22 protein-coding genes are annotated in these 25,213 nt (G+C 68.9%); 9 read left to right on the forward strand and 13 right to left on the reverse strand.

What is annotated here, in order from left to right:
* Nucleotides 1-262 precede the first annotated feature (262 nt).
* A complete protein-coding gene (locus DMH03_RS40385) occupies nt 263-1,495 on the reverse strand; it encodes a glycosyltransferase family 4 protein (protein ID WP_125797325.1) in 1,233 nt (410 codons plus the stop codon).
* A gap of 163 nt (nt 1,496-1,658) precedes the next feature.
* Here DMH03_RS40385 and DMH03_RS40390 point away from each other — a divergent pair, with 163 nt between their 5' ends.
* Nucleotides 1,659-2,354: a bifunctional 2-polyprenyl-6-hydroxyphenol methylase/3-demethylubiquinol 3-O-methyltransferase UbiG gene (locus tag DMH03_RS40390; RefSeq protein ID WP_125797276.1), complete on the forward strand. Its 696-nt coding sequence runs from the start codon at nt 1,659-1,661 to the stop codon at nt 2,352-2,354.
* Here DMH03_RS40390 and DMH03_RS40395 read toward each other — a convergent pair.
* Complete coding sequence (locus DMH03_RS40395; RefSeq protein ID WP_158633162.1) at nt 2,351-3,385, reverse strand: DUF3068 domain-containing protein; 1,035 nt, start codon at nt 3,383-3,385, stop codon at nt 2,351-2,353. The two genes, DMH03_RS40390 and DMH03_RS40395, sit on opposite strands and share 4 nt — an antisense overlap.
* Before the next feature lie 236 nt (nt 3,386-3,621).
* On the opposite strand from DMH03_RS40395, the gene DMH03_RS40400 reads away from it, so the two are divergent.
* Nucleotides 3,622-4,005 (forward strand): hypothetical protein, encoded by a 384-nt coding sequence (locus tag DMH03_RS40400; protein ID WP_125797278.1) that lies wholly within the window; start codon nt 3,622-3,624, stop codon nt 4,003-4,005.
* Here DMH03_RS40400 and DMH03_RS40405 read toward each other — a convergent pair.
* Complete coding sequence (locus DMH03_RS40405) at nt 4,002-5,177, reverse strand: CdaR family transcriptional regulator (RefSeq protein ID WP_125797279.1); 1,176 nt, start codon at nt 5,175-5,177, stop codon at nt 4,002-4,004. The genes DMH03_RS40400 and DMH03_RS40405 overlap by 4 nt on opposite strands.
* 60 nt (nt 5,178-5,237) lie before the next feature.
* Nucleotides 5,238-5,672, reverse strand: a complete 435-nt coding sequence (locus DMH03_RS40410) for a MarR family winged helix-turn-helix transcriptional regulator (RefSeq protein WP_125797280.1) — start codon at nt 5,670-5,672, stop codon at nt 5,238-5,240.
* 37 nt (nt 5,673-5,709) lie between these two features.
* On the opposite strand from DMH03_RS40410, the gene DMH03_RS40415 reads away from it, so the two are divergent.
* Nucleotides 5,710-6,231, forward strand: coding sequence for a hypothetical protein (locus DMH03_RS40415; protein ID WP_125797281.1), 522 nt, complete (start codon nt 5,710-5,712; stop codon nt 6,229-6,231).
* On the opposite strand, the gene DMH03_RS40420 is transcribed toward DMH03_RS40415, so the two are convergent.
* The 4 genes from DMH03_RS40420 to DMH03_RS40435 all read right to left on the reverse strand — a co-directional run bounded on the left by DMH03_RS40420 (nt 6,221) and on the right by DMH03_RS40435 (nt 9,854).
* On the reverse strand, nt 6,221-6,991 hold the full coding sequence (locus tag DMH03_RS40420; protein WP_125797282.1) for a hypothetical protein: 771 nt from the start codon (nt 6,989-6,991) through the stop codon (nt 6,221-6,223). The genes DMH03_RS40415 and DMH03_RS40420 overlap by 11 nt on opposite strands.
* Nucleotides 6,992-7,085: 94 nt before the next feature.
* Entirely contained in the window at nt 7,086-7,775 is a 690-nt protein-coding gene (locus DMH03_RS40425) for a sigma-70 family RNA polymerase sigma factor (RefSeq protein WP_125797283.1), read from the reverse strand.
* Between the two features lie 144 nt (nt 7,776-7,919).
* Nucleotides 7,920-8,417, reverse strand: coding sequence for a hypothetical protein (locus DMH03_RS40430; protein WP_125797284.1), 498 nt, complete (start codon nt 8,415-8,417; stop codon nt 7,920-7,922).
* A gap of 567 nt (nt 8,418-8,984) precedes the next feature.
* Nucleotides 8,985-9,854: an alpha/beta fold hydrolase gene (locus tag DMH03_RS40435; protein WP_125797285.1), complete on the reverse strand. Its 870-nt coding sequence runs from the start codon at nt 9,852-9,854 to the stop codon at nt 8,985-8,987.
* A gap of 120 nt (nt 9,855-9,974) precedes the next feature.
* On the opposite strand from DMH03_RS40435, the gene DMH03_RS40440 reads away from it, so the two are divergent.
* Nucleotides 9,975-13,058, forward strand: coding sequence for an AfsR/SARP family transcriptional regulator (locus DMH03_RS40440; RefSeq protein WP_199749212.1), 3,084 nt, complete (start codon nt 9,975-9,977; stop codon nt 13,056-13,058).
* A gap of 1 nt (nt 13,059) precedes the next feature.
* Here the strand turns inward: DMH03_RS40440 and DMH03_RS40445 are convergent, their stop codons facing one another.
* From DMH03_RS40445 to DMH03_RS40455, 3 genes are read right to left on the reverse strand one after another with little or no spacing between them, the layout of a single operon-like run.
* The gene (locus tag DMH03_RS40445) at nt 13,060-13,356 is read right to left on the reverse strand and encodes a hypothetical protein (RefSeq protein ID WP_125786352.1); all 297 of its coding nucleotides are present in this window, start codon (nt 13,354-13,356) and stop codon (nt 13,060-13,062) included.
* On the reverse strand, nt 13,349-16,747 hold the full coding sequence (locus tag DMH03_RS40450) for a TM0106 family RecB-like putative nuclease (RefSeq protein ID WP_125797287.1): 3,399 nt from the start codon (nt 16,745-16,747) through the stop codon (nt 13,349-13,351). Before DMH03_RS40450 ends, DMH03_RS40445 begins: the two co-directional genes overlap by 8 nt.
* A 52-nt stretch (nt 16,748-16,799) precedes the next feature.
* On the reverse strand, nt 16,800-17,510 hold the full coding sequence (locus tag DMH03_RS40455) for a GntR family transcriptional regulator (protein ID WP_125797288.1): 711 nt from the start codon (nt 17,508-17,510) through the stop codon (nt 16,800-16,802).
* 121 nt (nt 17,511-17,631) lie between these two features.
* On the opposite strand from DMH03_RS40455, the gene DMH03_RS40460 reads away from it, so the two are divergent.
* From DMH03_RS40460 to DMH03_RS40470, 3 genes are all read left to right on the forward strand, one after another.
* A complete protein-coding gene (locus DMH03_RS40460) occupies nt 17,632-18,546 on the forward strand; it encodes a glycoside hydrolase family 16 protein (RefSeq protein ID WP_125797289.1) in 915 nt (304 codons plus the stop codon).
* Between the two features lie 9 nt (nt 18,547-18,555).
* A complete protein-coding gene (locus DMH03_RS40465) occupies nt 18,556-19,419 on the forward strand; it encodes a sigma-70 family RNA polymerase sigma factor (protein ID WP_125797290.1) in 864 nt (287 codons plus the stop codon).
* Between the two features lie 123 nt (nt 19,420-19,542).
* On the forward strand, nt 19,543-20,892 hold the full coding sequence (locus DMH03_RS40470) for a deoxyguanosinetriphosphate triphosphohydrolase family protein (RefSeq protein WP_125797291.1): 1,350 nt from the start codon (nt 19,543-19,545) through the stop codon (nt 20,890-20,892).
* Nucleotides 20,893-20,947: 55 nt separating this feature from the next.
* On the opposite strand, the gene DMH03_RS40475 is transcribed toward DMH03_RS40470, so the two are convergent.
* Both DMH03_RS40475 and DMH03_RS42765 read right to left on the reverse strand, forming a co-directional pair.
* Nucleotides 20,948-22,192: an HNH endonuclease signature motif containing protein gene (locus DMH03_RS40475; RefSeq protein WP_125797292.1), complete on the reverse strand. Its 1,245-nt coding sequence runs from the start codon at nt 22,190-22,192 to the stop codon at nt 20,948-20,950.
* A gap of 309 nt (nt 22,193-22,501) precedes the next feature.
* Nucleotides 22,502-22,693: a hypothetical protein gene (locus DMH03_RS42765; RefSeq protein WP_233611875.1), complete on the reverse strand. Its 192-nt coding sequence runs from the start codon at nt 22,691-22,693 to the stop codon at nt 22,502-22,504.
* A 131-nt stretch (nt 22,694-22,824) separates the two neighbouring features.
* Here DMH03_RS42765 and DMH03_RS40485 point away from each other — a divergent pair, with 131 nt between their 5' ends.
* Both DMH03_RS40485 and DMH03_RS40490 read left to right on the forward strand, forming a co-directional pair.
* On the forward strand, nt 22,825-23,601 hold the full coding sequence (locus DMH03_RS40485; protein ID WP_125797293.1) for a cyclase family protein: 777 nt from the start codon (nt 22,825-22,827) through the stop codon (nt 23,599-23,601).
* On the forward strand, nt 23,598-25,208 hold the full coding sequence (locus tag DMH03_RS40490) for a thiamine pyrophosphate-binding protein (RefSeq protein ID WP_125797294.1): 1,611 nt from the start codon (nt 23,598-23,600) through the stop codon (nt 25,206-25,208). Before DMH03_RS40485 ends, DMH03_RS40490 begins: the two co-directional genes overlap by 4 nt.
* The last annotated feature ends 5 nt before the right edge of the window (nt 25,209-25,213 follow it).

A 25,213-nucleotide genomic window follows, 5' to 3' on the forward strand; every position in this document is an offset into this window, starting at 1 on the left:
CGCCGCCCCGGAACCCGAGCACGACAGCGCGTTCTTCCGGTTGCGGCTCGGCCGCGAGCCCTCGGTCGCCGAAGTGCGCGCGCTGCTGGCCACCCAGCCGCCGGAACCCGATTTCCCCGCCCGCAGCAGCAGAATCGCCCGGCTGGGCACCCGGCTGCTGGCGGGCAGGCTCGGCTCGACCTATCTGGTTTCCAACCTCGGCGTCGTTTCGGCGGCGGACGCGGTCACGTCGATCGCGTTCTATCCCGCCGCCAGCGGCCGCTCAGGCGTGGCGTTCGGCGCGGCGACCGTCGGGGACACGAGCACCGTCACCGTGCGCGCACGCCGCAAGGACTTCGACGACGCCGCCGCGGCCGGCCTGGCCGACGGGATCGTGGAAGCCTTGCGGAGTCAGGACCCTGGGATGGGGGATGGCCACCCCGGCCACGTCGCGCACGAGTGATTCGAACCGGTGCACGCTGTGCTCCCAGTCGAACAGGCCCGCCCAGGTGACACCCGCCTGGCCCATTTCGTTCCGGCGCGCCTGATCGGCGAGCAGTCCGTCGACCCGCGCGGTGAAATCGGCGAAGTCGTCGGCCAGCAGGCCGGTCTTGCCCTCCACGATGGATTCGGCCACCCCGCCGGCCGCCCGGTAGGCCACCGACGGCACGCCGTGCGCGGCGGCCTCCATGATGACGATTCCCCAGCCCTCCTTGACCGAAGGGCACAGGTGCAGCCAGGACCGTTCCAGGATCTCGTGTTTCTCGTTCTCGTCCACCCAGCCGTGCAGCCGCACGCGGTCTTCGACACCACGGTCGCGCGCGTGTTTGCGCAAGACCTCTTCCCACGGGCCCTGGCCGACGATCTCGAGCCGCAGCGTCGGCCAGCGCCTGCTCAGTTCCGCGACGACGTCGATCGCGTGCTCGATCCGCTTGTGCGGCACCAGCCTGCTGACGGCGACCAGCGTCGGTTCGGGCGCGCGGACGGCCTTGACGCGTGGGGGAGTGTCCAAACCGTTGGGTACCACGGTGATACGTGAGCCTTCGACGCCGAGGCCGGCGAGTTCGCCCTTGGTGATCTCGGAAACCGTGACGTAGCGGCAGTGCCGGAACAGCCACGGCGCGAGCCGGGATTCGATCCACCAGCCGATCCGGCCCAGTGTCTCGCCGAGCGCGCTGATCCACTGTTCCTTGTGGACGTGGTGCACCAGCACGAGAACCGGGCAGCCCGCCACGAGCCTGGCGAAGAACGGCATCCCGTTCTGCACGTCGACGACGAGGTCGGCGTGCGCGTTCCGGATCGCCCGGAGCGCGTGAGGATACACGCCGAACTTGTTGCCGCGGCGGCGATAGCGCACGCCGTCGCGCCATTCGCCCGCGTTCGCGCCCGGGTACGCCGCGCACTGGATTTCGACCCGGTATCCGGCTTTGGCGAGTCCCTCGGCCATCCGCTCGACGTACCGCTCGGAGCCGCCGCCCTCCGGATGGCCGGTGTCGCGCCAGTTGACGAGCAGCACACGTGGCCGTTCCATCGTGGTTCTCCCAACCTGTTAGCGACAATGCTAGGTTACCGGTGCGTACACGGTAGATGAATCATTCTCGGAAAGCGATGGTTCGATGGTCGGTAATCGGTCGGTGACCCGTTCAGCGATGCCTCATCGCGCCACCTTGCGCAGATCGGTGACGTTGTTCCGGGCTTTTCTCACCGAACAGACGGATCCGGACGGTTTCTACTCGGTGCTCGCCGAGGACTCGGTCCGGCAATTGGCGCAGCACACTCCGTTGAACGGCCGCACCATCGTCGACGTCGGCGGCGGGCCTGGCTATTTCTCGGACGCGTTCCGCGCCGCCGGAGCCACCTACCTTGGCATAGATCCCGACGTCGGAGAGCTGACGGCACGGGGCGAGGCCGGGGAGAACATGGTCCGCGGCAGCGGGACGAAACTGCCGGTGCGCACCGGATCCGTGGACGTCTGCTATTCGTCGAACGTCCTCGAACACGTTTCCGAACCGGAGGTCATGCTGGCCGAGATGTGCCGGGTGACCAAACCGGGAGGGACGATTTTCGCCTCGTTCACACCCTGGTATTCGCCGTGGGGCGGGCACGAGACGGCGCCGTGGCATTTCCTCGGTGGACACTACGCCCGGCGGCGTTATCTCGAAAAGAACGGGAAGGAACCGAAGAACAAATTCGGCGAGAGCCTGTTCGCTTTTTCGGCAGGCGCGGCCGTCCGGTGGGGGAAGGCCACGCCGCTCGCCGATCTCCAGGAGGTGTACCCGCGTTACCACCCCTCCTGGGCCCAATGGATCGCGCGTGTCCCCGGGGTACGGGAGGTCGCGTCGTGGAATCTGGTGATGGTGCTGCGTAAGCGTTAGTGGCGCGAAGGCGTCGGGCGCCGCTTCACCAGCAGGAAGACTCCGAGCGCGAGGAAGGCCGCGCCGGCGACCCCGAGCACGATCGGCCCGGTGCTCCCGATGAAGTCCAGCTTGCCCTTGTTCTCGCCGACCTGCTTGACCATCGCGTCGACGGTCGCGTCGGTGAAGGTGAGCGTCCCGTCGAAGACCACGGTGGGCGTGGGGTTCGCGGCCGACCGCAGTTCCTGGTGTGACCGCTGTTCCTGCTTGACCTGGATCCCGGTCACCGGCTCGATCCAGCTGGTGATGGTGCCCGCGTAGAACTGACCCGCCTCGACGGAGTCACCGGTGGCGCCGATGAGCGAGCCCGGCACCTTCTTCGTCGAGATCTTCGTGGTGGGGATCTCCTGGACGAACTTGTAGACCTCGACACCCTTGATGTCCTCGACACCCTTGAATCGGGCCTGGACGGCGCGGCCGGTGTTGTCGTCGTAGACCTGGTAGTCCTTCTGCTCGGTGTCGAAGGGGAACTTGAAGTTCAGGCCGGGCTGCGGCTTGTACTCCTGGATCTCCTCGGGCTTCTCGCCCTCTTTCTCGGGCTTGTCCTTGAGCTTGGTGACGAAGCTGCTGTTGGCCGAGCACTTCGCCTCCTGGTCACCACCCGGCGGCATGTAGCCCTCCGCGGTGCGGCGGTCGAAGCAGACCTGCCGCTTGCTCGCGCTGACCACGGTCTGGTCGCTGGTGTCGACGACCGAGACGGCCAGCAGCCAGACGGCGACGTCCGTACCCTCACGCATCTCCGGCGGCGCGAAGTTCGCCGCCACGCGGGCGGTCGCCTTCAGGTTGGCGTTGTCGCGGATCTCCGTGACGGTCTTGCCGCCTTCGGTCTTCACGGCGAGCACCTTGGACGCGGTGCCTTCGAGGACCGACGTCGATTCCTGGTTCAGTGGCACCTTGGCGAGTTCGGGTTTCACGTAGGTCGGCAGCAACACCGCGCCGGCGATGGAGAACACCCCTAGGGCCAAGAAGATCAGGCTCAACGCACGTCGCAACGGTCCTCCTGGTGGAACCATGGAAAATCCACATTACCCATCGGTAATCAGTCGCCAGATACTGGCCCGCCCGCAGGTCAGCGTCAAAGGTGTGACCGGCGGTCACAGGCACCCCGTGCGGCCGGAAGGCGGTACCGGCGCCGCCATTCGGCCCAGGCAGCCAAACATGTTTGTTCCCGGGAACAACGTGAGCGGGACCACCATCGGACGACTTCCGGTGCGTGGAAAGGAACTTTGTGCCGCAGGACCCGAACGATTCCCGCGTGCTGGACATCGGCGCGTACTCGGATTCGATCACCGATGTCGAGCTCCGTGACGCAGTCGCGGACGTCGCGACGTTGCTTTCGTTGCACGGCAACGTGATCCGCGACCTCGACGCCAGGAGATCACGGTGGCGGCCGGGGCGGCGGTCCCCGCATCCCGACATCGTCCTGTCCGCGGCCGGACGCCGTCCACAGTGGACGAGATCGGCGAATCCCGAAGTGACCCTGCCGGTCGCCACGACCGCGCGCGGCCGCACGCTCGCGGTGCGGCTCACCGCGCGGCCCGGTCTCGGGCACACGCTGCTGGACCTCGCGAGGATCATCGACGCCGACATGGCGCCGGAAAGAAGGAGCTAAGCGTCGTCCGCCAGGCGGACCGCCTCCAGTGCGACGTAGAGCTCCCCGACGTCGACCGGGTCGGACAGGTCGCGCCTGGTCAGTTCCTGCACCCGGCGCAGCCGGTACCGGACGGTGTTCGGGTGGACGATCAGCCGGTCCGCGGCCTCCTTGGCCGAGCCGTGTCCGGCGAACCACGCGACCAGCGTGTCGAGCAGGACCCGCCGTTCGGGTTTGGGCAATACCAGGAGCCCGGCCAGCACGGAGCGCAAGACGTCCCGCGACATCTCCGGCGCGCTCGCGACCAGGGTGGTGACCGGCGAGTCGCCGAAGACGGCGACACCGGCGGCACCGGTGGCCAGCGACCGGCGGGCGATCCTGGCCCGGTGTACCGCGTCCGGCACTTCGAGGAAGCCGTTGAACGGCTTGCTCATCCCCACCGCCAGCGGCAGGGTGCCCAGGACGTCACGCAGCCGCCGGACGTCTTCGACGCGGTCGATCACGACCAGCCCGATTTCGGCGCCGGGCCGCCAGGCCGACTTCCAGCGTCGCGCCCGCAGCAGCGCCTCGACGCCGGGCCGTTCCTTCGACTCGACGGGCTCGGTCACGACGGCGACGAACGTGCCCGCCGCCGGGAGGTCGAGCTCCTTGGCGGCGTTCTCGAGTTCCGCCTGGGTGGCGAAGCGGCCCTGCAGCAGGCCGTCCAGCAGGACGAGCTTCTCGTGCGAGAGTTCGCCCGCGACCTCGTTGTACGCGGTGGTCAGCGCGTCGGAGTAGAGGTCGATGGTCTTCCATACGTTCGAGTTGATCTCCACCGTGCGGGCCGGGTTGATGAAGCCGGGGCCCGCCAGCTCCACCAGGCGTTCGTAGACGAAGATCCCGCCGATCCGGAACGCGCGGAGCACGGACGGCAGCGGGATACCCTGCCTGGCCTGCGCCAGCCCGGTCTTGCGGGCCGCGTCGAGCGGCAGCCCGCGCCCCTCGACGAGGGCGGTCAGCGCCCGCTCGAGATTCGCCCGGCAGACCTTGCGCAACTCTTCCGGCGCGGTGTTGTCCACCTGGTGATAGAACTCGTCCTCGTCGCTGAGCAGCCGGGCGAGGCGGTCACTGAACTCGGGCAGCCGGGTGAGCATCGCCTGCATGAGCGCGCGCTGCTCCCGGGGTGCGGGAGTAGCGAGAGCTTCGTTGCCCATCCGTCAACTCTAACCCGATCGAGTGGCCGCTTTTTATCACGATGCGACGAAAGGGCGGATTCAGGAGCTGAGCGCGGTTGACAACCTGCGCAGTGTGTCGCGGGCCTGCCGCAGCTCCTCGGTGGTGACGCCGCTGTCGTTGAGCAGGTCGCGCCGGGATTCGCTCGCGTCCCACAGTCGCTGCAGCAGTCGTGTGCCCTCGGGCGTGATGGCGTACAGGGACGAGCGGCGATGCGAAGGATTCGGCTCCACGCTCAGGTGGCCGGCCTCGGCGAGGTCGTCGCCGACGCGCTGCACGGCTTGACGGACCTGGCCGAGCCGTCGTGCGATGGCGGGGACGGCGAGGGGTTCTTCGGACACCGTGCTCAGCACATGCCAGCGGGCCACCGTCGTGCCCAGCCCGGTCGCCTCCCGTTCGCTGACGCGGCGGCTCAGCCCCGCGAGTTCGTAGACGTCGGCGATCAGCAGCCGGTAGTCGCGGACGAGATCGGTCATATTTGACAGCATACTGTCAAATGGTCATTCTGGCCGGATGGACGTCACCGAACGGATCGCCGCCGTCTTCACCGCCTCGGGACCGCGCCCCGAACTCGCCGGACGGCTCGGTGTGTTCGAGCCGCTGATCGGCAGCTGGGACCTGGTCGTGCACAACTACGCGGAGGACGGCAGCGTCCGGACCGTCGACGGGGAGTGGCATTTCGGCTGGGCGCTCGACGGCCGCGCGCTGGCCGACGTGTGGATCAGTCCGGCACGGACGAGCAGGGTCGGCGGCGTGGACGGGGAGTGGGGGATGAGCCTGCGCTTCTACGACGAGAAGATCGACGCGTTCCGGTCGACCTGGCTCGGCCCCGGCAACGGCTGGGTGATCCCGTTCCTCGGCAAGCGCACGGAGGACGGCTTCGAGATCGAGGCCGACACCGGCGGCGTCCGGCGCCGGTGGGTCTTCTCCGAGCTGACCGCCGCGAGTTTCTCCTGGCGCGCGGAAGAAGCGCTGCCGGACGAGGCCCCCTTCGTCCGGCAGCGTTTCGAGGCCACTCGCGCGATCAGTGGTTGATCTTGAACCAAGGCTGCGACCAGCCGAGATAGGTGTAGTTCCAGGCGTTCTTGATCTCCGAGATCGTGGTCTCGGTGAAGCTGCCGGGGCCGTGGATGTCGTTCGACAGGAACTTGCCGCCGCCGATGGAGATCATCGTGTGCCCGGTCCCGCCGTTGCTGAAGAAGGCGAGCCCGCCCGCGGGCACCTGGGTGTCACCGGGGTGCTTGTACGAACCCGGGATCTGGGTCCAGTGCACGTAGGCCGTTTCCGAGCCGCTCGCGGTCCAGCCGTAGGCCCACGAGTTGATCCGGTCGCACCAGCGGTAGTAGTTGGGATCGTTGTTGGTGTGCACGTGCGCCTTCGCCCACGCGACGGCTTCGGCGCAGGTCCTCGGGTTGCCGGTGCCCGCGGTGGAGCAGGAGAGGGTGCTGCCGGCGCAGTCCGGTGCGACCCGGCCGTCGGAGCCGGTGTAGACGTAGGCGTCGCTGATGTAGCCGCCCTTGGACGGCACGTAGTCCCAGATGTCGGTGGTGCCGTACTTGCCGGTCACCGTCGAGCCGTTGATCTGGCAGTCGATCGTGACGGCGGTGCCGCTCGCGACGGTGCCGACCGAACTCGCGCCGGTGCTCGGGCTCGACCGCACGGTCACCGCTACCCCGGAGTCGGTGTTCACCGTGCCCGTCGCCGCCAGCGCCTCGCCCGCGCCGCCGAGCATGATCGCCCTGGCCAGCGCGATCGTGCCGACGGCACCTCTGGCGATCCTCGATCGGATCTTCATCTCTGTCCTCCAGTGGTTCCCCTGATAGGGGGACAGGATGCAAGACGCTCGTACAAGCGGTGTACAAGGAATCGAGTGTCCGAAGTGGACTGTTCTATACCGGGACGAGCTCCGGTGCGGGGATTTGTCCGATGATCGGGACATCGCTCGCGTAGCGGGCGTTCCGTTCGGTGAGCAGCACCCTCAATCGGGCGAGCGCCCGGAACTGGGCCGCGCGGACCGCTCCGGCGCTCGGGAGACCGAGCCGTTCGGCCGTCTCCTCGGCCGAAAGGCCGAACACGAACCGGAGGGCGACCACCTCCCGGTGCGGCATCGGCAATCTCGCCAGCAGGGTCCCGGCTTGCAACCGATGCTCCAGCCGTTCGATCTCGTCCGGATCGCGGCGGACCCAGGACGTCAGCCCGTCGGCGATCTCCGAGACGGAGGCGACCGGTTCGCGGGACCGGCGCCGATGGAGGTCGGCGACCTTGTGCCCGGCGATCCCGAGGACGAACGCGAGGAACCGGTCCGGGCGATACCGGTAGCGGGGCAAGGCGATCAGCACCGCCTGCAACACCTCCTGCGCACAGTCCTGTGCGTCGCAGGCACCCGTTCCGGCGCTCCCGACCTTGCCCGCGCAATAGCGGAACACGTGCGGGGAAAGGAAACGGAGCAGTTCCCGGACCGCGTCCGGATCACCGGCGACGGCCGCCCGGACCAATCTGCTGTCCGGATTGGGCAATCGGCCCGCCGTGGCGGCGGCGCGGGAATCCGCGGGTACCGTCGAGGGCGCTACCTCGTCCAAGTCTGCACTCCTGGTTCAGGGGAAGTGGCCGCGAAGGTGCGCCCGTCATCGGGGACTGGGACTTCGTGCGCGATGGTCCAGCTTGCCGCTCCGTGCGGGGGTTGTCCACACGACGGGCCGGAAGTCATCCGAACCGCGCAATGTCTATTGTGGACAGTGCCGGGGCGATACCTTGAAGCAGGACAGCACCGGGGGATAGGCCGTGGTGTCGGTGCTCAGCAGATCCGAAGTCCAGACCAGGCAGTGCGCGAGAACCCGGATCCGCTGGTCGAGATCGACATTGTCGCAGGCCTCGCCGATCTGGTCGGCGCAGGTGTCCCGGTCGTCGCGGACACTGGCGGCGATGGCGCGGACGATCGCCGCGACGGCGGGGTCGAGTTTGTCGGGCCGCACCGTCCGTCCCGCGGAATCCCGCAGGCGCAAGGTGAACGGTTCACCGATCCGCAGCGAACGACGTCGATCCTTGGTGGCCAAGGAGAACGTGTCGACCAGTCGTCCGACGACTTCGCCGAGCGCCGGTTTCCGCCGGGTGGACGACGCGATGGACACCAGCGCGGTGGCGAGCCGGTCGGCTTCACCCGATCTGGTGAGAGACAGGAGATCGCGGGCGACGGTGTGCGCGCGTTTGGCAGTGGGTGTCATGTCGGGCCCCTCGTAGAGCATGCCGACAACCGATACCCGTTTGGGTGATGGCCAAACCTGAACGGCTGTCGATTGCCGCCAGTGGGGCGAGGGTTGGGCTGTTCGGCTCAAGCCGATGGGCCGTCTCCGACGCGCAAGTAGCCGCATACTGCGGCGGCGACGTGATCCGCGTAAGACGGCTCGACGTTCCGCATCCATGCCTGGAGCGCGTCGAGAAACCCGACGAGGTCCCGATGCGCACTCTGGAGGAGGCCGGGGAGGTCCTGACGCCGGATTTCCAGCCGCCGTCCTTCGGGGGACCCCCAGTCCTCGTCGTCCGCGTCCGGCCAGAACCGGATGAGGTACGGGTGCGTGACCCCTTGGGTCGTGAGTGGTAATGAGCGTTCTAACGCTCGTTACCACTCACGACCCCCGCGAAAAGTGCCCATAACGGACACTGTTGCCTGACTGGCGTCCCTTGTGGAGAGGCAAGGAGTGTGTCGGGCTCACTCGCGAGTCGCTGCCGCCGTCGAACCCGGCGGGCCATGTTCGACTTAACCCCCCGGCCGAAGCCGCGTTCGAGAAGGCCTAGCGTGCGAGCAGGTCTCGCAGTGCCTTCACCACCTCCGACGGTGATTCCTCGGCCATGAAGTGGCCCGACGTGACCGTCCGGTGGTCGAGGTCCGTCGCCCACGCCCGCCAGAGCGCGACGGCGTCGTAGCCGAGCGCGGCACCCCAGTCCTGCTGGAGCACGGTGAGCGGCATGGCGAGCCGGTTGCCCGCCGCACGATCGGCCTTGTCGTGCTCGACGTCGATGCCCGCCGACGCGCGGTAGTCGGCGACGATCGAGGTCACCGCGTTCCGCGAGGCCGTGAGGTACGCGGCCCGGACGTCGGCCGGGATCGCGTCGCCGCGCTGTGTCCACGCGTCGAGGAAGTGACCGAAGAACGCGTCGGGCGCGGCGCCGATCAGCTGTTCGGGCAGGCCCGGAGGCTGCGCCATCAGATAGAGGTGGAAGCCGACCGCGGCGCCGGTGCCGTGCAGGACGTCCCACATGTCCAGCGTGGGCAGCACGTCGAGGATCGCGAGGTGGCTCACCTTGCCGGGGTGGTCGAGGCCCGCCCGCAGGGCCACCAGCGCGCCCCGGTCGTGCCCGGCGAGGGCGAACCGATCATGGCCGAACGCCTTCGCGACGGCGACGACGTCGGCCGCCATCGTGCGCTTCGAGTAGGTCTCGCCGGTGTCTTCGGGTTTGTCGCTTTCGCCGTATCCTCGCAGGTCAGGGCAGAGAACGGTGTGGTCCGCCGCCAGATCGGCCGCCACGTGCCGCCACATGAGGTGGGTCTCGGGGAAGCCGTGCAGGAGCACGATCGGGCTGCCGGTCCCGGCGACGGCGACGTCGAGTGCCACGCCGTCCGCCACGGGCACCCGCTGGTAGTCGAATCCGGTGATGCGCATGGATACCTTCCTGGTCGTTCCGTGATGACCGCCAGCGTCCCCGGCGCGAATCAGCACCCGGTCAGCGACGACCGAGCGGCCGGGGCACGATGATCACCGTCGGTGAAGAGGGAGGTGACGATGCGGTTCGGGGTGCTCGGCCCGCTCGTGGCCGAGGACGCGCGGGGTGCCGTCGGGCTCAAGGGGCCGCGGCACCGGGCGGTGCTGGCCAGGCTGCTGATCGCCCGCGGCCGCGTCGTGCCGGTGGAACGCCTGGTCGACGACCTGTGGGAGCGCCCGCCCGAGGGCGCGGTCGGCGCCGTCCAGACGTTCGTCGGTGCCCTTCGCCGCGCGCTGGAGCCGGATCGCGCGCCCCGGGAGCCCGCTCGGCTGCTCGTCACGGTCGCCCGCGGTTACGCGCTGCGTGCGGAGTCCGTCGACGCCTGGGACTTCGAGGCCGCCGTCGCCGCCGCCCGCGAACTGTTCGACGCACGGCGGGCGGCCGCGGCACTGTCGCAAGTGGACACCGCGCTCGCGTTGTGGCGCGGGACGGCGTATGCCGAGTTCGCCCACGAAGGCTGGGCGCGTGGGGAGGTTTCCCGCTTGACCGAACTCCGGCTGCTGGCCGGGGAATTGCGTGCCGAAGCACTCCTCGCGCTCGGCCGGGCCGCCGAGGCGATCCCCGAGCTGGAACCACGGGTGCGCGAATACCCGTTGCGGGAGAACGGTTCCCGGCTGCTGGCCCTGGCGCTCTACCGCGCCGGGCGGCAGGGTGACGCGCTCACGGTGTTGCGCACCGCGCGCAAGCTGCTCGCCGACGAACTCGGCATCGATCCCGGCGCCGGCCTGCGTGAACTGGAAGCCGACATCCTGGCGCAAGCACCGCGGCTGACGCCGTCCGTGGCCAAGATCGCCGAGCGGCCGCCGGTCGGCCGCGACGCGGAGCTGACCAGGCTCGAGGAAGCCGCGGCCCGGTCGCGGCTGGTGCTCGTATCGGGCGACGCCGGGGTGGGGAAGACCGCGCTCGCCGAGGCGTTCTCCGCCCGGCTCGCCGCACGCGGCTGGGCCACGGCCTGGGGGAGCAACCCGGACGACGAGGGCGTGCCGCCCGCCTACGCGTGGACCCGGATCCTGGCGACACTCGCCGACGCCGGATACGGCCCCGCGCCGACGGCGGAACCGGTGTCCGAAGACCCCGTCGCCGCGCGCTGGCGATGGCATCGGGCGGTCGCGGCCTATCTGGCCGGCGCCAAGCCGCTGCTGCTCGTCCTCGACGACCTGCACTGGGCGGGCGAGGAGACGCTCGCGTTGCTGACCGCGGTCCTGGCCGAGCCGGTGCTGGTCGTCGCGACCCATCGAGGCACCGACCCGCCCGCGCGGCTGACGGATTTCCTCGGCCGGGCCGCACGTCACGAGCCGGTGCGCGTCTACCTCGGCGGCCTGCCCGAGACCGAAATCGCCGACCTGGTCCTGGTCACGACCGGAGAGGAAGTCGACTCGCGGACCGCCGCGGTGATCCACCGGCGCAGCGGCGGCAACGCCTTCTTCGTGCGTGAACTCGCCCGTCTGCTGGCCGCCGAGGGCCCGGCCGCGCTGGACGCGGTGCCGCCGGGAGTCCGCGACGTCGTCCGGCATCGGCTAAAAGCGCTACCGGACGCGGCGTGGAGCGTGGTGCGCCGGGCCGCGGTGATCGGCACGGATGTCGACCTGGACGTACTCGAGGCACTGGCCGGGGAAACCGCGCTCGACGCGGCCGAAAGCGCTGTCCGGCAAGGATTTCTGACCGAGCCGGCGCCGCGTCGATTCCGGTTCGCGCACGCGCTCGTGCGGGACACGCTCTACCACGATCTCTCTCGTTCGCGGCGTGCCCGCGAGCACGGCGAGATCGCCGAGGCGCTGGAAGTTCTGCGCCCTGACGACGTCGATGCCTTGGCGCACCATTTCGTGCTCTCCGAGGAGCACGCGGACCGCGCCGCACACTACGCGCGGGCGGCCGCCGAACGGGCCGAAAGCCGTTTCGCGCAGGCGGAAGCGGCAAGACTTTGGGACGCCGCGCTCACCGCGTTCGATCGGTCCGGCGCCTCCGATCCGGAGAAGCGGCTGGAGCTGATCATGGGCAAGGCGCGTGCTTCGGCCGTCGCGGGCGGCCTCGGCCAGTCCCGGCGGGATCGGGCCGAAGCGCTGGAACTGGCGGAAAAGCTGGACGATTCGCTGCTGACCGCGCGGGTGATCGGCGCGTTCGACGTCCCCGCCAGCTGGACCGAGAGCGACGATCCCGCACTCGCTTCCCGGATCGCGGGCGCCGTCGAGCGGACCCTCGCCGCGTTGCCCGCCGATCGGGAGGCCGAGCGGTGCCGTCTGCTGGCCACGCTCGCCGTCGAACTGCGGAACGCGGGCGGACAGCGGGCTCGCGAGGCGGCGCGGGAAGCCGAGACGCTCGCCCGCCGGATCGGTGACCCGGCGCTGCTGGCCTTCGCGCTCAACGCCCGGTTCCTGCAGTCCTTCGACCGCGCGGGGCTGGCACCCCAGCGGGCCGGAATCGGCGAGGAACTGGTGGACCTCTCCAGGCGGCATGGGCTGGTGACGTTCGAGGTACTCGGGCATCTCGTCCTCGTACAGGCCAAGAGCGCGCTCGCGGAGTTCGCGGCCGCGGACCGGCACGCCGCTTCGGCGGACGAACTGGGGGAGAAGTACGACCTTCCGCTCGTCGGCGTGTTCACCCGGTGGTATCGCGCGATGCGGACCGCGATGACCGGTCCCCGCGGGGAAGCCGCCTACCGCGCCGCCGCGGCGGGCCTCGCCGGAACCGCGATGTCCGGAGTGGACAACGGGATCCTCGCGCTCGCCCTGTTCTGCGACCGGATCCAACGAGGCATGCCATCCGAAGCGCGCGAAGAAAGCTACGGCGCTTACGAAAGCTGGTGCCGTCCGGTGCTCCCGATCCCGGACTCGCCCCGGGACCTGCTGTACGAGGCGCGCACCTGTCTGGCCGCCGTCGTCGCGATCGAACTCGGCGACCGGACGGCGATGGAACGCCTGTACGCCGAGCTTCTCCCGGCCGAGGACGAGATCGCGGGCGCTGGGAGCGGGATGCTCACCCTCCGCCCGGTCGCGCACTACCTCGGCGAGCTGGCCACCGCCCTCGGCCTGCGAGAAGCGGCCGCCGAGCACTATCGGAAGGCGCACACCATCGCGGTGAAGGCCGGGTCACCGCACTGGGGCTGACTCACTGCTCCCGCATCGCGCGGCGGATCTCGGCCAGTTTGTCCTTGGCCGCCTTGTCGCGGTCGGCGATCTTCTTGTCCAGCGAGGCCACGTCTTCCTTGCCGCCGATGCCCGCGAGCTCGGTCGAGCCCAGCGAGGTCGTGTACCGCTGCTCGATGCGGTCGCGCACGTGATCGAACGAGGGCACCCCGGACTCGCTGTAGTCCGGGTCCGGAACCTCGACGGGCGGCACAGGGGTCTCCTCGACGATCTCGGCGTCGAGGATCTCCGGCTTCTTCTCCGGACTGTTCTCACTCATGGTCACTCCGTCCTGCGTGCCAAGGCACGGCTTCGGTCATCAACCCGAGCATGCCTGAAACCAGCCGCATCTGGTCGACCGTGCGGATGTCGGCCTCGACCAGCCGCGGCGAGCAGACCACGATCGCGAGCGCCTGCGCCCGGGACAGCGCGACGTTCAGCCGGTTGCGGGAGAGCAGGAAGTCCAGGCCACGCGGCAGATCGACGGCCGAAGACGAGGTCATCGTGGTGATCACCACCGGCGCCTCCTGCCCCTGGAACCGGTCGACCGTGCCCACCCGGACGCCCGGATACCCGGCCTGGTCGAGCGCACGCGCCACGACGCGGGCCTGCAGGTTGTACGGCGCCACGACCAGGATGTCCTCGTCGCCGAGCGGCCGGGGATCGCCGTGGTCTGTCCAGGCGCGGCCGTGGAGTTCGGAGACGAGGGCGGTGACCGCCTCGGCCTCCTCGACCGACCGTGTCGTGTTCCCGTGGTGATCGACCTCGGCGAGGTACAGGCCCGCCTCGATGCCCTCGATCGCCCGCTCGGCCGCCGAAGGATGCGAGTGCAGGCGGCCCGCGTAGGACAGCTGAGACACCGGAGAGCAGACGGCCGGATGCATCCGGCGGGTCTCGTCGAGGAAGTACCCGAGTTCGGCCGGGATGATGTCGGCCTCGCCGATCAGATGCCCGAGCGCGGACGCCTCGGCGCCCGCCGGATGCGTGCCCTGCACGACCTGCGGCAGCTGCTGCGGATCACCCAGCAGCAGGAGGTTCTTGGCGCACATCGACACCGCGAGCGCGTCGGCGAGGGCGAACTGGCCGGCCTCGTCGATGATCAGCAGGTCGAAGGGCTCTTCCCGGATCGCGGCGTTCGCGAACGTCCAGGCGGTCCCGCCGACCAGATGCCCGGTGTCGTGCTCCTCGCGCCATTTCACCAGCGCGGGATTGGTCTTCGGCTGCTCCCAGGGCGAGGCCGGATCCGGGGTCCGCTTGGCGCGTTTGGCGCACGGCAGATCCGGCGCGTTCTTCAGCGCGGCGGACAGCACGTTCTCCACGGCCTTGTGACTGGTCGAGGTGACCGCGATCGTCTTACCCGCGCGCACCAGTTTCGCGATCAGCCTGCCCGCGAGATACGTCTTGCCCGCGCCGGGCGGGCCCTGGACGGCGAGCGCGGAGCCGTCGAGTGCCTCGACGGCCTCGATCACCGTGTTCACCAGATCCGCCCCGGGCTGGGGCAGGGGCCGGTCGTCACGCAACCGCGGCGACGTGCGCCGGAGCAGATCGACGCCGGGATGAGCGGGCAGCACCGGCAGCGTGTCGACGACGAGCCTGGCGAGGTCCGCGACCGCGTCGTCCTTGGGGGAAGGCCGGACCGGGCTCCCCGGCAGCACCGCCACCGGCCGGTCCGCGGTGGTCTCGTCGGGCGGGCAGCTTTCCTCGAGGGTCAGTTCGACGGCCGTGGCCGAGACGACCTTGGCGTCCCGCGCGGCCGCCCCGTACCGCAGGCGGACGTCGTCGCCGGGCGCGAAGGGATGCGGCCGGTCCGGGTCGCAGCGGAGCATGAGCGAGCGTTTCGCCTTGCGTACCCGGCCCGAAGGCGGCACCCATTCCCCGGCCTCCAGCGAAACCGGGACGGTGCACGCGTTGTCGGTCTCCAGATCGCCGAGCGGGGCGGCCAGCTGGCGGAAGTACTCCCACCACGCGGGGTTCGTCTCGCGGCGGTGGTAGCCGACGGACGCGGCCAGCAGCGCGCGGGCGCGGTCCTCGCCGGTGAACTCGGCCGGGTCGTCGGGCAGGCCCTCCAGCAGCGGATCGACCAGCGCGGCCAGCTGCGCGGCGCGTTCCGCGCGTTTCTGGGCCGCGACGTCCTCTTCTGTCTGCCGGAGTAGAGCGTCCACATCGGACTCTTCCGGCGGCTCGGCGAGCTCGATCCCTTCCTCCACCCGGACCTTGTGGAGGAACTCGAACAACCGCAGCGTGGAAACGCAGTCGTATTCGTTGTAGTCGCTGATCCCGCGCAGCACTTCGTCCGCGTGTTCGGTCTCGCCCGAGGCGGTGAGCGTCAGGTACTCCTCGTAGGCCTCGATACTCGAAACCGCCGTCTTGACGTCGCCGTCGCGGGCTTCCGGCATGTAGAGCGGTTCGAGATACTTGATGGAGTACGACCGCTGCGAGACCCGGAGTGCCTTGCGCACCACGGAATACAGGTCCACCAGCCCGCCGCTGCGCAACAGGTGGTCGACGGCGTCCTCGCGGGTCCCGTGCACGGCGGCGAGCCGTTTGATCGCGGTGACCTCGTACGGCGCGTAGTGGTAGACGTGCGAACCGGGATGTTCCGCGAGCCGCGCGGTGGCGAAGTCGACGAACTCCTCGAAGGCCCGCTTCTCCTGCGCCCGGTTGTGCGCCCAGAACGGCGTGAACTTCGTGTCGTCGTCCGCGGTCACCGCGCCGAAGAGGTATTCGAGCCCTTCGCCGGCCAGGGCGTAGGGATCGCCTTCCATGTCGAAGAAGACGTCACCGGGCGCGGGCGGCGGCAGGGTGGCCAGCGCGTCCGGATCGATGATCTCGTAGGCGATCTGACCGGTGGCGTCCTGCCGGACCTGGATCGCGGCCTGGGCGCGCAGCGTGGTGAACGACGTCGTCGAGATGTCGCGCGGCCGATCCTCCGGGGTGGCGGTCGCGAGCGCGTCGATGGTGCCGAGACCCGCGGCGACGAGTTTCCGCCGCTGGTCACCGCGCATCCCCGCGACCAGCGAAAGGTCTCGATCGGCTTCGCGGGCGCTCGCGCAATGCGCGGCGTAGGAGCAGCCACCGCAGGCGGGCCGTTCGTCGGCCCACAACGGGACCGGCAGAGTCGTCGGCCGGTTCCGCAGCCGGGCGCGGAGCCGGTCCACCAGCGGGAGGAAGTCGTCGACGCGGAACGAGCGGGTGCTGTGATCACCGAGCAGCAGGTGCATCTGCGGACCGGAGGGCCAACCGGCGCGGCGAAGGGCGTCGGCGTACGCGGTCAGCTGGACCACCGCAGCGGGCTTCGCGTGCCTGGCCAGCTTCGTGTCGTAGACCTCGTAGCGACCTTCGTCGTCCCTCATCAGGAAGTCGGCGCGGCCGGAGAACTCGCCGTCGTGGAAGACCGCCTGGTAGATCACCGGCGCGCCCGCCCGAAGCGCCTCTTCGGTGGCTTTCGCGGCGACGACCGGATCGCGTTCGTCGATCTCGACGACGGCGCTGCGCTCGCCGCGCAGCTTGTCCAGCGTCGCGGCCTCGTGCGCGCGCCCGTGCGTGACCGCCAGCTGATCCGGCCCGGAGCCCGGTCGCGGTGCTCCTGGGAGGCCGGCGGCCAGCGCCTGGTTCAGGAGGCTGCGGTGCTCGCATTCGAGCAGGTCGGCGAGATCGGACGGGGTGTACATCGCCCGGGAGTCTCGCACGGACTCGCGGCTGGACGGCCCCGGCGCGCCGGAGTCAGCCGGAGGTGTGGTCGAACGTCAGATGCGAGGTGATCCGGTAGCGGTCGCCTCGGTAGATCGAGCGGGTGTACTCGATCACGCGGCCGCCCTCGTCGCGGGTGGTGCGCTCGAACAGCAGCGCGGGGGAGTGCTGCGGGACGCCGAGCAGCCCGGATTCGTCGGCGTCGGTGACGGTCGGCTCGATGATTTGCACGGCCGTCGCGGGGACGACCTCGTACCGCGTGCGGAGCAGTTCGTAGAACGAGCCGGACTCGAAGCCCGCGGCCGTGATGTCCGGTACGAGATCCCGCGGGACCAGGATCCGTTCGATCGCCATCGGCGCCTCTTCGACGACGCGGACGCGGGTGACGGCCACCAGCTGCCGGGCGGGGGAGACCTCGAGTCGTTTGCCGAGCCGGGCGCCCGCCGGGATGGTGGCGAAGTCGATCACCCGGCTGGTCCAATGGCCTTCGGCGGGCGGGGCGAACTGTTCGCCGCCGGTGGCGGGCACGAGATCCTGGGAGATCTTGCGCGGTGCGGTGAACGTGCCGCGGCCGTGTTCGCGGACCACGAGACCGTCGCGTTCCAGTTCGTCGATCGCGGCCCGCAGGGTGGGGCGCGAGACGCCGATTTCGGTGCTCAGCGCGCGTTCCGAAGGCAGGACCTCGCCCGGCTGCCGCCGCTCGATGAGCAGGCGGAGCCGATCCTTGACCTCTGTTCGCCGCATGACCGCAGCCTACCCAGTGGTCATCTCGAATTGGCTGGTGGACAAGTTGTCTAGACCTATTGACTTTACCACTTCACCGGGCGACGGTGGTGGAAACTGACCAGTGGTAAAGGGGACAAGGATGCCGAACCCAGGGAAGTTCCGTTCCGCCACCGTCGCCGCGTTGTCGGTCGCCGCAGTGGGACTCGCGCCGGGCACCGCGACCGCAGCGCCCGCTTGCGGGCAGCTGTTCGATGATTTCCACTACACCTCGCACACCGACGGGCTCTTGTCCCAGCACGGCTGGCAGGTGCGTTCCGGCGCCGGCGGCCCTGGCGTCGGCGGCGCGCGCTGGGCCCCGGAGGGCATCACGTTCCCGACCTCCGGCGGCGACAAGGTGCTGCAACTCGCCTCCGCCACCGACGGCACGCCCGCGGGCACGACGCAGACCGAGATCATGCAACCGAACCGGCGGTTCTTCGAAGGGACCTACGCGGCGCGGATCCGCTTCTCCGACGCGCCGGTGTCCGGCCCCGACGGCGACCGGATCAACCAGACGTTCTTCACGATCAGCCCGCTCCGCTACGACAACGACCCGATCTACAGCGAACTGGACTTCTCGGAGTACCTGCCCAACGGCGGATGGGGTGAGGCGGGGCCGGTCAACTTCCAGACCAGCTGGCACACCTACACGCCGGACCCGTGGTACGCCGAGAACAAGAGCGACAGCCAGCGCCGCAGCATCGACGGCTGGCATTCCGTCGCCGCGACCGTGTCCGACGGCCATGTGCGGTACTACATCGACGGCGTCCTGGTGGCCGACCACGACCGCGGCGGGCCGTTCGACGTGTACCCGCGGCAGAACATGTCCCTGAATTTCAACCAGTGGTTCATCGACCTCACGCAGCACAGCGGTGGCACGAGCACCTACCTCGAGCAGGTGGATTGGGTCTACTACGCGAAGAACGAGGTCCTGACGCCACAGGCGGCCGCCGATCGGGCCGCCTCGTACCGGTCGTCGGGCGTGCGGTTCGCCGACGATCTCGGAGGCTGTTAAATGTGAGCGGTGGATCAGCTGACCGAACGTTTCGAGGAGCACCGGACCAGGCTGCGGGCGGTGGCGTACCGGATGCTGGGTTCGGTCAGCGAGGCCGAAGACGCCGTCCAGGACACGTGGCTGCGGCTCGACCGCACCGACGCGAGTGAGATCGAGAACCTCGGCGGCTGGCTGACCACGGTGGTGGCGCGGGTATGCCTGAACGTGCTGCGCTCGCGCGACCACCGGCGGGAGGAACCGCTCGACGACCAGTCGTCCGAGCCGATCGACCCCTCGGTCGATCCCGCCGCCGACGCGGTGCTCGCCGACTCGGTCGGCCTCGCGATGCTGGTGGTCCTGGACACGCTGGCCCCCGCCGAACGGCTCGCGTTCGTCCTGCACGACATGTTCGCCGTACCGTTCGACGAGATCGCCCCGCTGATCGACCGCACCCCGGCCGCCGCCCGGCAACTCGCGAGCCGCGCCCGGCGCCGCGTCCAAGGCCGTTCCGTCACCACGGAACCGGACGTCGCGCGACACCGCCAAGTCGTCGACGCCTACCTGGCCGCGGCCCGCGGCGGAGACTTCGAAGCGCTCCTCGAGCTCCTGCACCCCGACGTCGTCCTCCGCGCCGACAAGGCCGCGGGCCCGTCGCGCGCGCCGATCTTCCTGCGGGGCGCCGACACGGTGGCCCGTGGTGCGGCGGCCGCTTCGGTACGGGCGGCCGTCACCCGGCTCGCGCTGGTGAACGGCGGCATCGGACTCGTGATGGCCGACGAAGGACGGCCTTCGGTGGTCCTCGCGTTCGCTTTCGTGGACGGGAAGATCAGCGAGATCGACGTCATCGCGGACCGGGATCGGTTGTCGGGACTGGATTTGGTGATTCTGGACTGACCCGGGTTGCGGTTCGGTCGCGAACGAGTACCGATGGCCAGCACTTCGGCTTGAGTCGTTAACGGTTCCTTGTCGTGGTCCGCCTTCTCTTCAAGGCTCTTCGAGCCAGGACGAGGAGGGACCATGTCGGAGGGAACTGATCGGCGCCACAAAGTGCAGGAGAAGGAGAACTATCGGGACGCGTATCAGCGCGACCGGGACCGAGTGCTCTATTCATCCGCCTTTCGGCGGCTGGCCGGAGTGACTCAGGTCGCCGCGGTCAGTGAGCAATTGGTGCTGCACAACCGGCTCACGCACAGCTTGAAGGTCGCGCAGATGGGGCGAAGACTCGTGCAGAACCTGCGCTGCCAATTGGATGATCCGGAGGCGGGATTTCCGCCGGAATCGGATTTGAACGAGGATGTCGTCGAGACAGCGGGGCTCGCGCATGACATCGGCCATCCGCCGTTCGGTCATGTCGCCGAGGAGGTCCTCGGCCAGCGCCTCGCCCAGGTCGCGGGACTCGAAGGTTTCGAAGGAAACGCGCAGTCCTTCCGCGTGGTGACGAAACTCGCGCGCCGGAAGATGGACCACACGGGCCTCAATCTGACTCGGGCCACGCTGAACGCCATCCTCAAGTACCCGCGCCTCAAACCGCGTGATTCGGCCAAGGCCGCGGCTTCGTGGACCGACCGCGGCCACGGCAACAAATGGGGTGCCTATCAGACCGAACGGAAGGACTTCGAGTGGGCGAGGCGGTCGAGTTTCGGCGAGCTGAGATCCGCGAACGCGATCCTGATGGACTGGGCCGACGACATCAGCTACGCGACGCATGATCTCGAGGACTACTTCCGGGCGGGGTTGATCCCCTTGCACAATCTCGCGATCGACAAGAAGCGCATACTGAAGCATGGCCGACGCCGGCTGAAGGACGACGTCGGCTTCAACGAATACCGCTTTCGGGAGCAGCTCGACGTGATCGTCGAAGAGTTCGGCGGGAACCTTCAATCGCAATGCTGGGACACCCGGGAGAACCGTGTCCGGATGAACATGATCACCAGCGACCATCTCACCAGGCTCGTGGAGGCGGTCCGGCTCATAGACGAACCACCCTTTGTGGAGGTCGATGAGCCGAGTCAATACCGGGTCGCCGCGCTGAAGGAACTCACGTGGTTCTACGTGATCGACAGGCCACCGCTGGCCATCCAGCAGGAGGGTCAGAAGAGGATCATCGGTTCGCTCTTCGACCGGTTGCTCATATGTCTGGAGAAGTCACCGAACAGCCCGAAGATCCCTATCCAGCTCCGCGTGATCTACCGCGACATCAAACGTGACGATGAGGCGAAAGGGACCTTCGACGACAACAAGGAGGCTCGATGCGCTCGGGCCGTCACCGACTACATCTGCCTGCTCACCGAGGCGCAAGCGGTCGACCTCGGGAAGCGGCTGGCGGGTCGGTCGCAGAGTTCGATGTTCGGCACCTGGTTCAACTGAGCGTGGGCATGCCGAGGGGCCCGTCGCCGGTGGTGGCTGGCGGGCTCCTCGGGGTTCAGCGGTGGTTGCGGCGTGGTGTTTGTAGTGGGTCCAGGTATTGCGGCGGGATGAACTCGGGTCGTCCGTTGGTCATGCGGACTTTCCAGCCGGATTGTCCGTGGATGACCATGTGGTGGTAGCGGCAGAGCAGGCAGAGGTTGTTCAGGTCGGTGTCGCCGAGTTGGCCCCAGGGCTGAATGTGGTGGGCTTCGCAGTGTTTGGGTTTGCGGTGGCAGCCGGGGAAGGCGCAGCCGTGGTCGCGGAGGTTCAGGGCCCGGCGTTGGGCGGGACTGACGGACCGGGTCACGCGGCCGATGTCGAGGGGTTCGCTCTCGGTGCCGAGCACGGCGGGGATGATTTTCGCGTCGCAGGCGAGCATGCGGGCGTGGCGTGCGGTGATCTGGGTGACTCCGTCGACGCAGGCCGCCCCGAGTCCGGAGGTCAGGGTCTCCAGGGAGATGGTGACCACCACCGTCGTCCGATCCCCGGACAGGGTCGGGGCCTTGTCGTTGGTCATGGCGTAGTGGAGGGCGTCGAACAAGGCGTCGCCGTGGCGTTCGCCGGGGGTGCGGGGGTCGCGGTTGCCGTCTTCGTCGACGGGTCTTCGTTGTCCCCAGGTTTCGAACAGGGCGTTGGCGCGGGCGCCGAATTCGGGGTCGAGGAGGCCGTTGAGCCGCCACCAGCCGTCGTCGCGTTTCCGCAGGTGCACTTCGCGCGAGGGTGGTGTGAGGTCTTCGTCTTTGGGTTCGTTGCCGTCGGGGTCCAGGTGTGCCAGGAGTTCGGCGCCGCCGTTGAGGATCTGCTGGGGGCCGGCATTCCGGGCCAGGTTAACCAGGATCTGTTCCGCGCCGGACCGGTCTTCGGCGGAAATGTCGGCGGGGATCTTCTTCAGTACCGCCAGGAGTGGGTCGAGGTGCTGGTGCCCGAGTTCCCCTTCGGCCGCAGCGGCTCCGGCGATGGGGGCGAAAGCGGGGGCGGGGGTGCCGTCCAGGTTTCGGCTTTCGTTCACCGCCAGTGCCCGCTTCACGGTGTCGTGGGCCTCTGTGGGGGTGATGCGGGCGGTTTCGGCGAACCAGCCCGCGGTCGAACCATGCCCGAACAACTCCATCGGACCGCGGGACTCTATCTCCGTCAGGAACTGCCCGACCTCCGCCAAAGCCTGTCGTGCCACCGACAAACGCTCGACCACGCCGTGCGCGAGTTCGCGCGCACCGGCACGCCACAGCTCCTGTGGCGGTTCGAGGATTCGTTGGCTGGACACCCCCCAAGAATACCAGCGTTCGAACAGGCGTACGAACGTGAAAGTTGCTACAGAATCGTGTTCGCATTCTGGCGAAGACAGAGACGGGTAACCTTGGTGTGTCAGGAGTTGTTGAGAGGTAAGGAAAAGATGTCGTGGAAGCCGTCGGGACCCATGTCCTCAAGATGGTCGTTAGTGGCAAGTCGTGTTCTGAGCTGCCCCTCACTAGTTCAGGCGTAGGATGGTTTCTCCGGTTTCGGCGTCCCGGGCATACAAGGGCCGGACCTCGACCAGGTCGAGGAACAGTGTGAGGGCTCGGGCGGCGACTCCCTAAGTAATTTCAGCGTCGCCTTCCACGAAGAAACTGCCGATGGTGCCGAGGAGGTGTCCGTCGCCGGTCACCGTACGCAGGATAATGTCCTGAGAAGTCCTCAACTTTGCGATGTGGAGGTCGAACGCCTCGCGATCGTTGGGGTCCCTGGCGATGAACGCGGCCATCCGGACCGAATCGGGATCACGCATCGTCGCTCGAGTCCGCGACGCACTGTATCGGTGACATCCGACAATCGCGTCCGGAGCCGGCAAGCCATCCCGTCATCCCCGAATCCCGCCTAAGGTGACCAGGACGCCGCAGTCACTCCCGGGAGGCACGCATGTCGTTGTTGGCCCAGCTGAACACCGCGATCACCACGGGCGCGATCGAGGTCGTCGACCTCACCGCCCCCTTGAGTGAGAGCACGCCGATCCTCCAGTTGCCGGAGCCGTTCGCGAACACGATCCCGTTCGGTCTGGAGGAGATCAGCCGGTACGACGAACGCGGGCCGCGCTGGTACTGGAACAACATCCACACCGGCGAGCACACCGGGACCCACCTCGACGTTCCCGTTCACTGGCTGTCGGGAAAGGACGGCCACGACGTCTCCCAGGTTCCCTTGCGGACGCTGGTCGCGCCGGCGGTGGTGCTCGACGCGTCGGCTCGTGCGGCCGAGGATCCGGATTTCCTGCTGTCCATCGACGACATCCGTGAGTGGGAGCGCGTGAACGGTCCGCTTCCCGATGGCGGCTGGTTGCTCTACCGCACGGGCTGGGACGCCCGTTCGCATGATCAGGAGGCCTTCCTCAACAACGACGAGAACGGCCCGCATTCGCCGGGGGTCTCGGGGGAGTGTGCCCGCTGGCTTGCGGAGGAGGCGCCGATCACCGGGTTCGGGGTGGAGACCGTTGGCACGGACGCGGGGCAGGCGCTGGCCATCGAACCCGCCTTCCCCTGCCATGAACTCCTTCTGGGCGCGGGAAAGCACGGGTTGACCCAGTTGCAGAATCTGGCGAGTCTGCCGGCCACCGGAGCTTTGCTGATCGTCAGCCCGCTTCCGATCGTCGGCGGCTCCGGCAGCCCCGCCCGGGTCTACGCGCTGGTCGAGCGGGCATGAACGTCGCGGAACTGGTCGGCCGCACCCTCTCCGAACTCGGTGTGGGTGCGGCGTTCGGGGTGGTGGGCAGTGGCAACTTCGAGGCCACCAACGGGTTGCGGGCGGGCGGAGTGCCGTTCGTCGCCGCCCGGCACGAGGGTGGCGCGGCGAGTATGGCCGACGCGTACGCGCGGATGAGCGGCCGTGTGTCGGCGCTGAGTCTCCATCAGGGCGTCGGGTTGACCAACGCGCTCACCGGGATCACCGAGGCGGCCAAGAGCCGGACCTCGATGATCGTCCTGACCGCCGACACCGCCGCGTCGTCGGTGCTGTCGAACTTCCGGATCGACCAGGACGCGCTCGGAACCGCCGTCGGTGCCGTGCCGGAACGCGTCCACGGCGCGGGGACCGCGGTCGCCGACACCGTCCGCGCGTACCGGACGGCGGTGCAGCAACGCCGGACCGTCCTGCTCAATCTGCCGCTCGACGTCCAAGCGCAGGAAGCTCCAGAAGCGACCCCGGTTCCGGAAATCCCAGGTCCCGCACCGGTCCGGCCGAGCCACGAGGCGGTCGCGAAACTGGCGGACCTCCTCGTCGAAGCACGGCGGCCGGTGTTCGTCGCCGGTCGCGGGGCCCGGGCCGGTTCCACGCCGCTGAAAGAACTCGCGGAGGTCTCCGGCGCGTTGCTGTCGACATCGGCGGTGGCGCACGGCCTCTTCCACGACGATGCCTTCTCACTGGGGATCTCGGGCGGCTTTTCGTCACCGCGAACGGCGGACCTCATCAGGAACGCCGACCTGGTGATCGGCTGGGGCTGCGCGCTGAACATGTGGACCACCCGGCACGGCACGCTCCTCGGCGCGGAGGCCCGGCTGGTCCAGGTCGACGTCGAGCAGGGCCTGCTCGGCGCCCACCGGCCGATCGACCTCGGTGTCGTCGGCGACGTCACCAGCACCGCCGTGGACGTGCACGCCGAACTGAAAAGGCGTGGACACCGAATGAGCCGCGAAGCTCCCGAAAGCACACGGTGGAACGACGTGCCGTATAACGACCTATCCGGCGACGGGAGGATCGATCCGCGCACGCTCAGCCGCCGTCTCGACGAGATCCTGCCCGCCGAACGCGTGGTCTCGATCGACTCCGGCAACTTCATGGGCTACCCGAGCGCGTATCTGTCCGTCCCCGACGAGAACGGTTTCTGCTTCACGCAGGCGTTCCAATGCGTCGGGCTGGGCATGGGGACGGCGATCGGCGCGGCGCTGGCGCGGCCGGACAGGCTACCGGTGCTCGGCGTCGGCGACGGCGGGTTCCACATGGCCATTTCCGAACTGGAAACCGCGGTACGGCTGCGGATCCCGCTCGTGGTCATCGTCTACAACGACGCCGCGTACGGCGCCGAGATCCACCACTTCGGTGACGCGGACATGACCACCGTCCGGTTCCCCGACACCGACATCGCGGCGATCGGCCGCGGTTTCGGCTGCGACGGCGTCACCGTACGGTCGGTCGAGGATCTGGGCGCGGTCACGGAATGGCTCGGCGGGCCACGGGACGCGCCGCTCGTCATCGACGCCAAGATCGCCGACGACGGCGGCTCGTGGTGGCTCGCCGAAGCCTTCCGTCACTGAGGAGG

The organism is Amycolatopsis sp. WAC 01376 (assembly GCF_003947415.1).
Lineage (GTDB): Bacteria > Actinomycetota > Actinomycetes > Mycobacteriales > Pseudonocardiaceae > Amycolatopsis.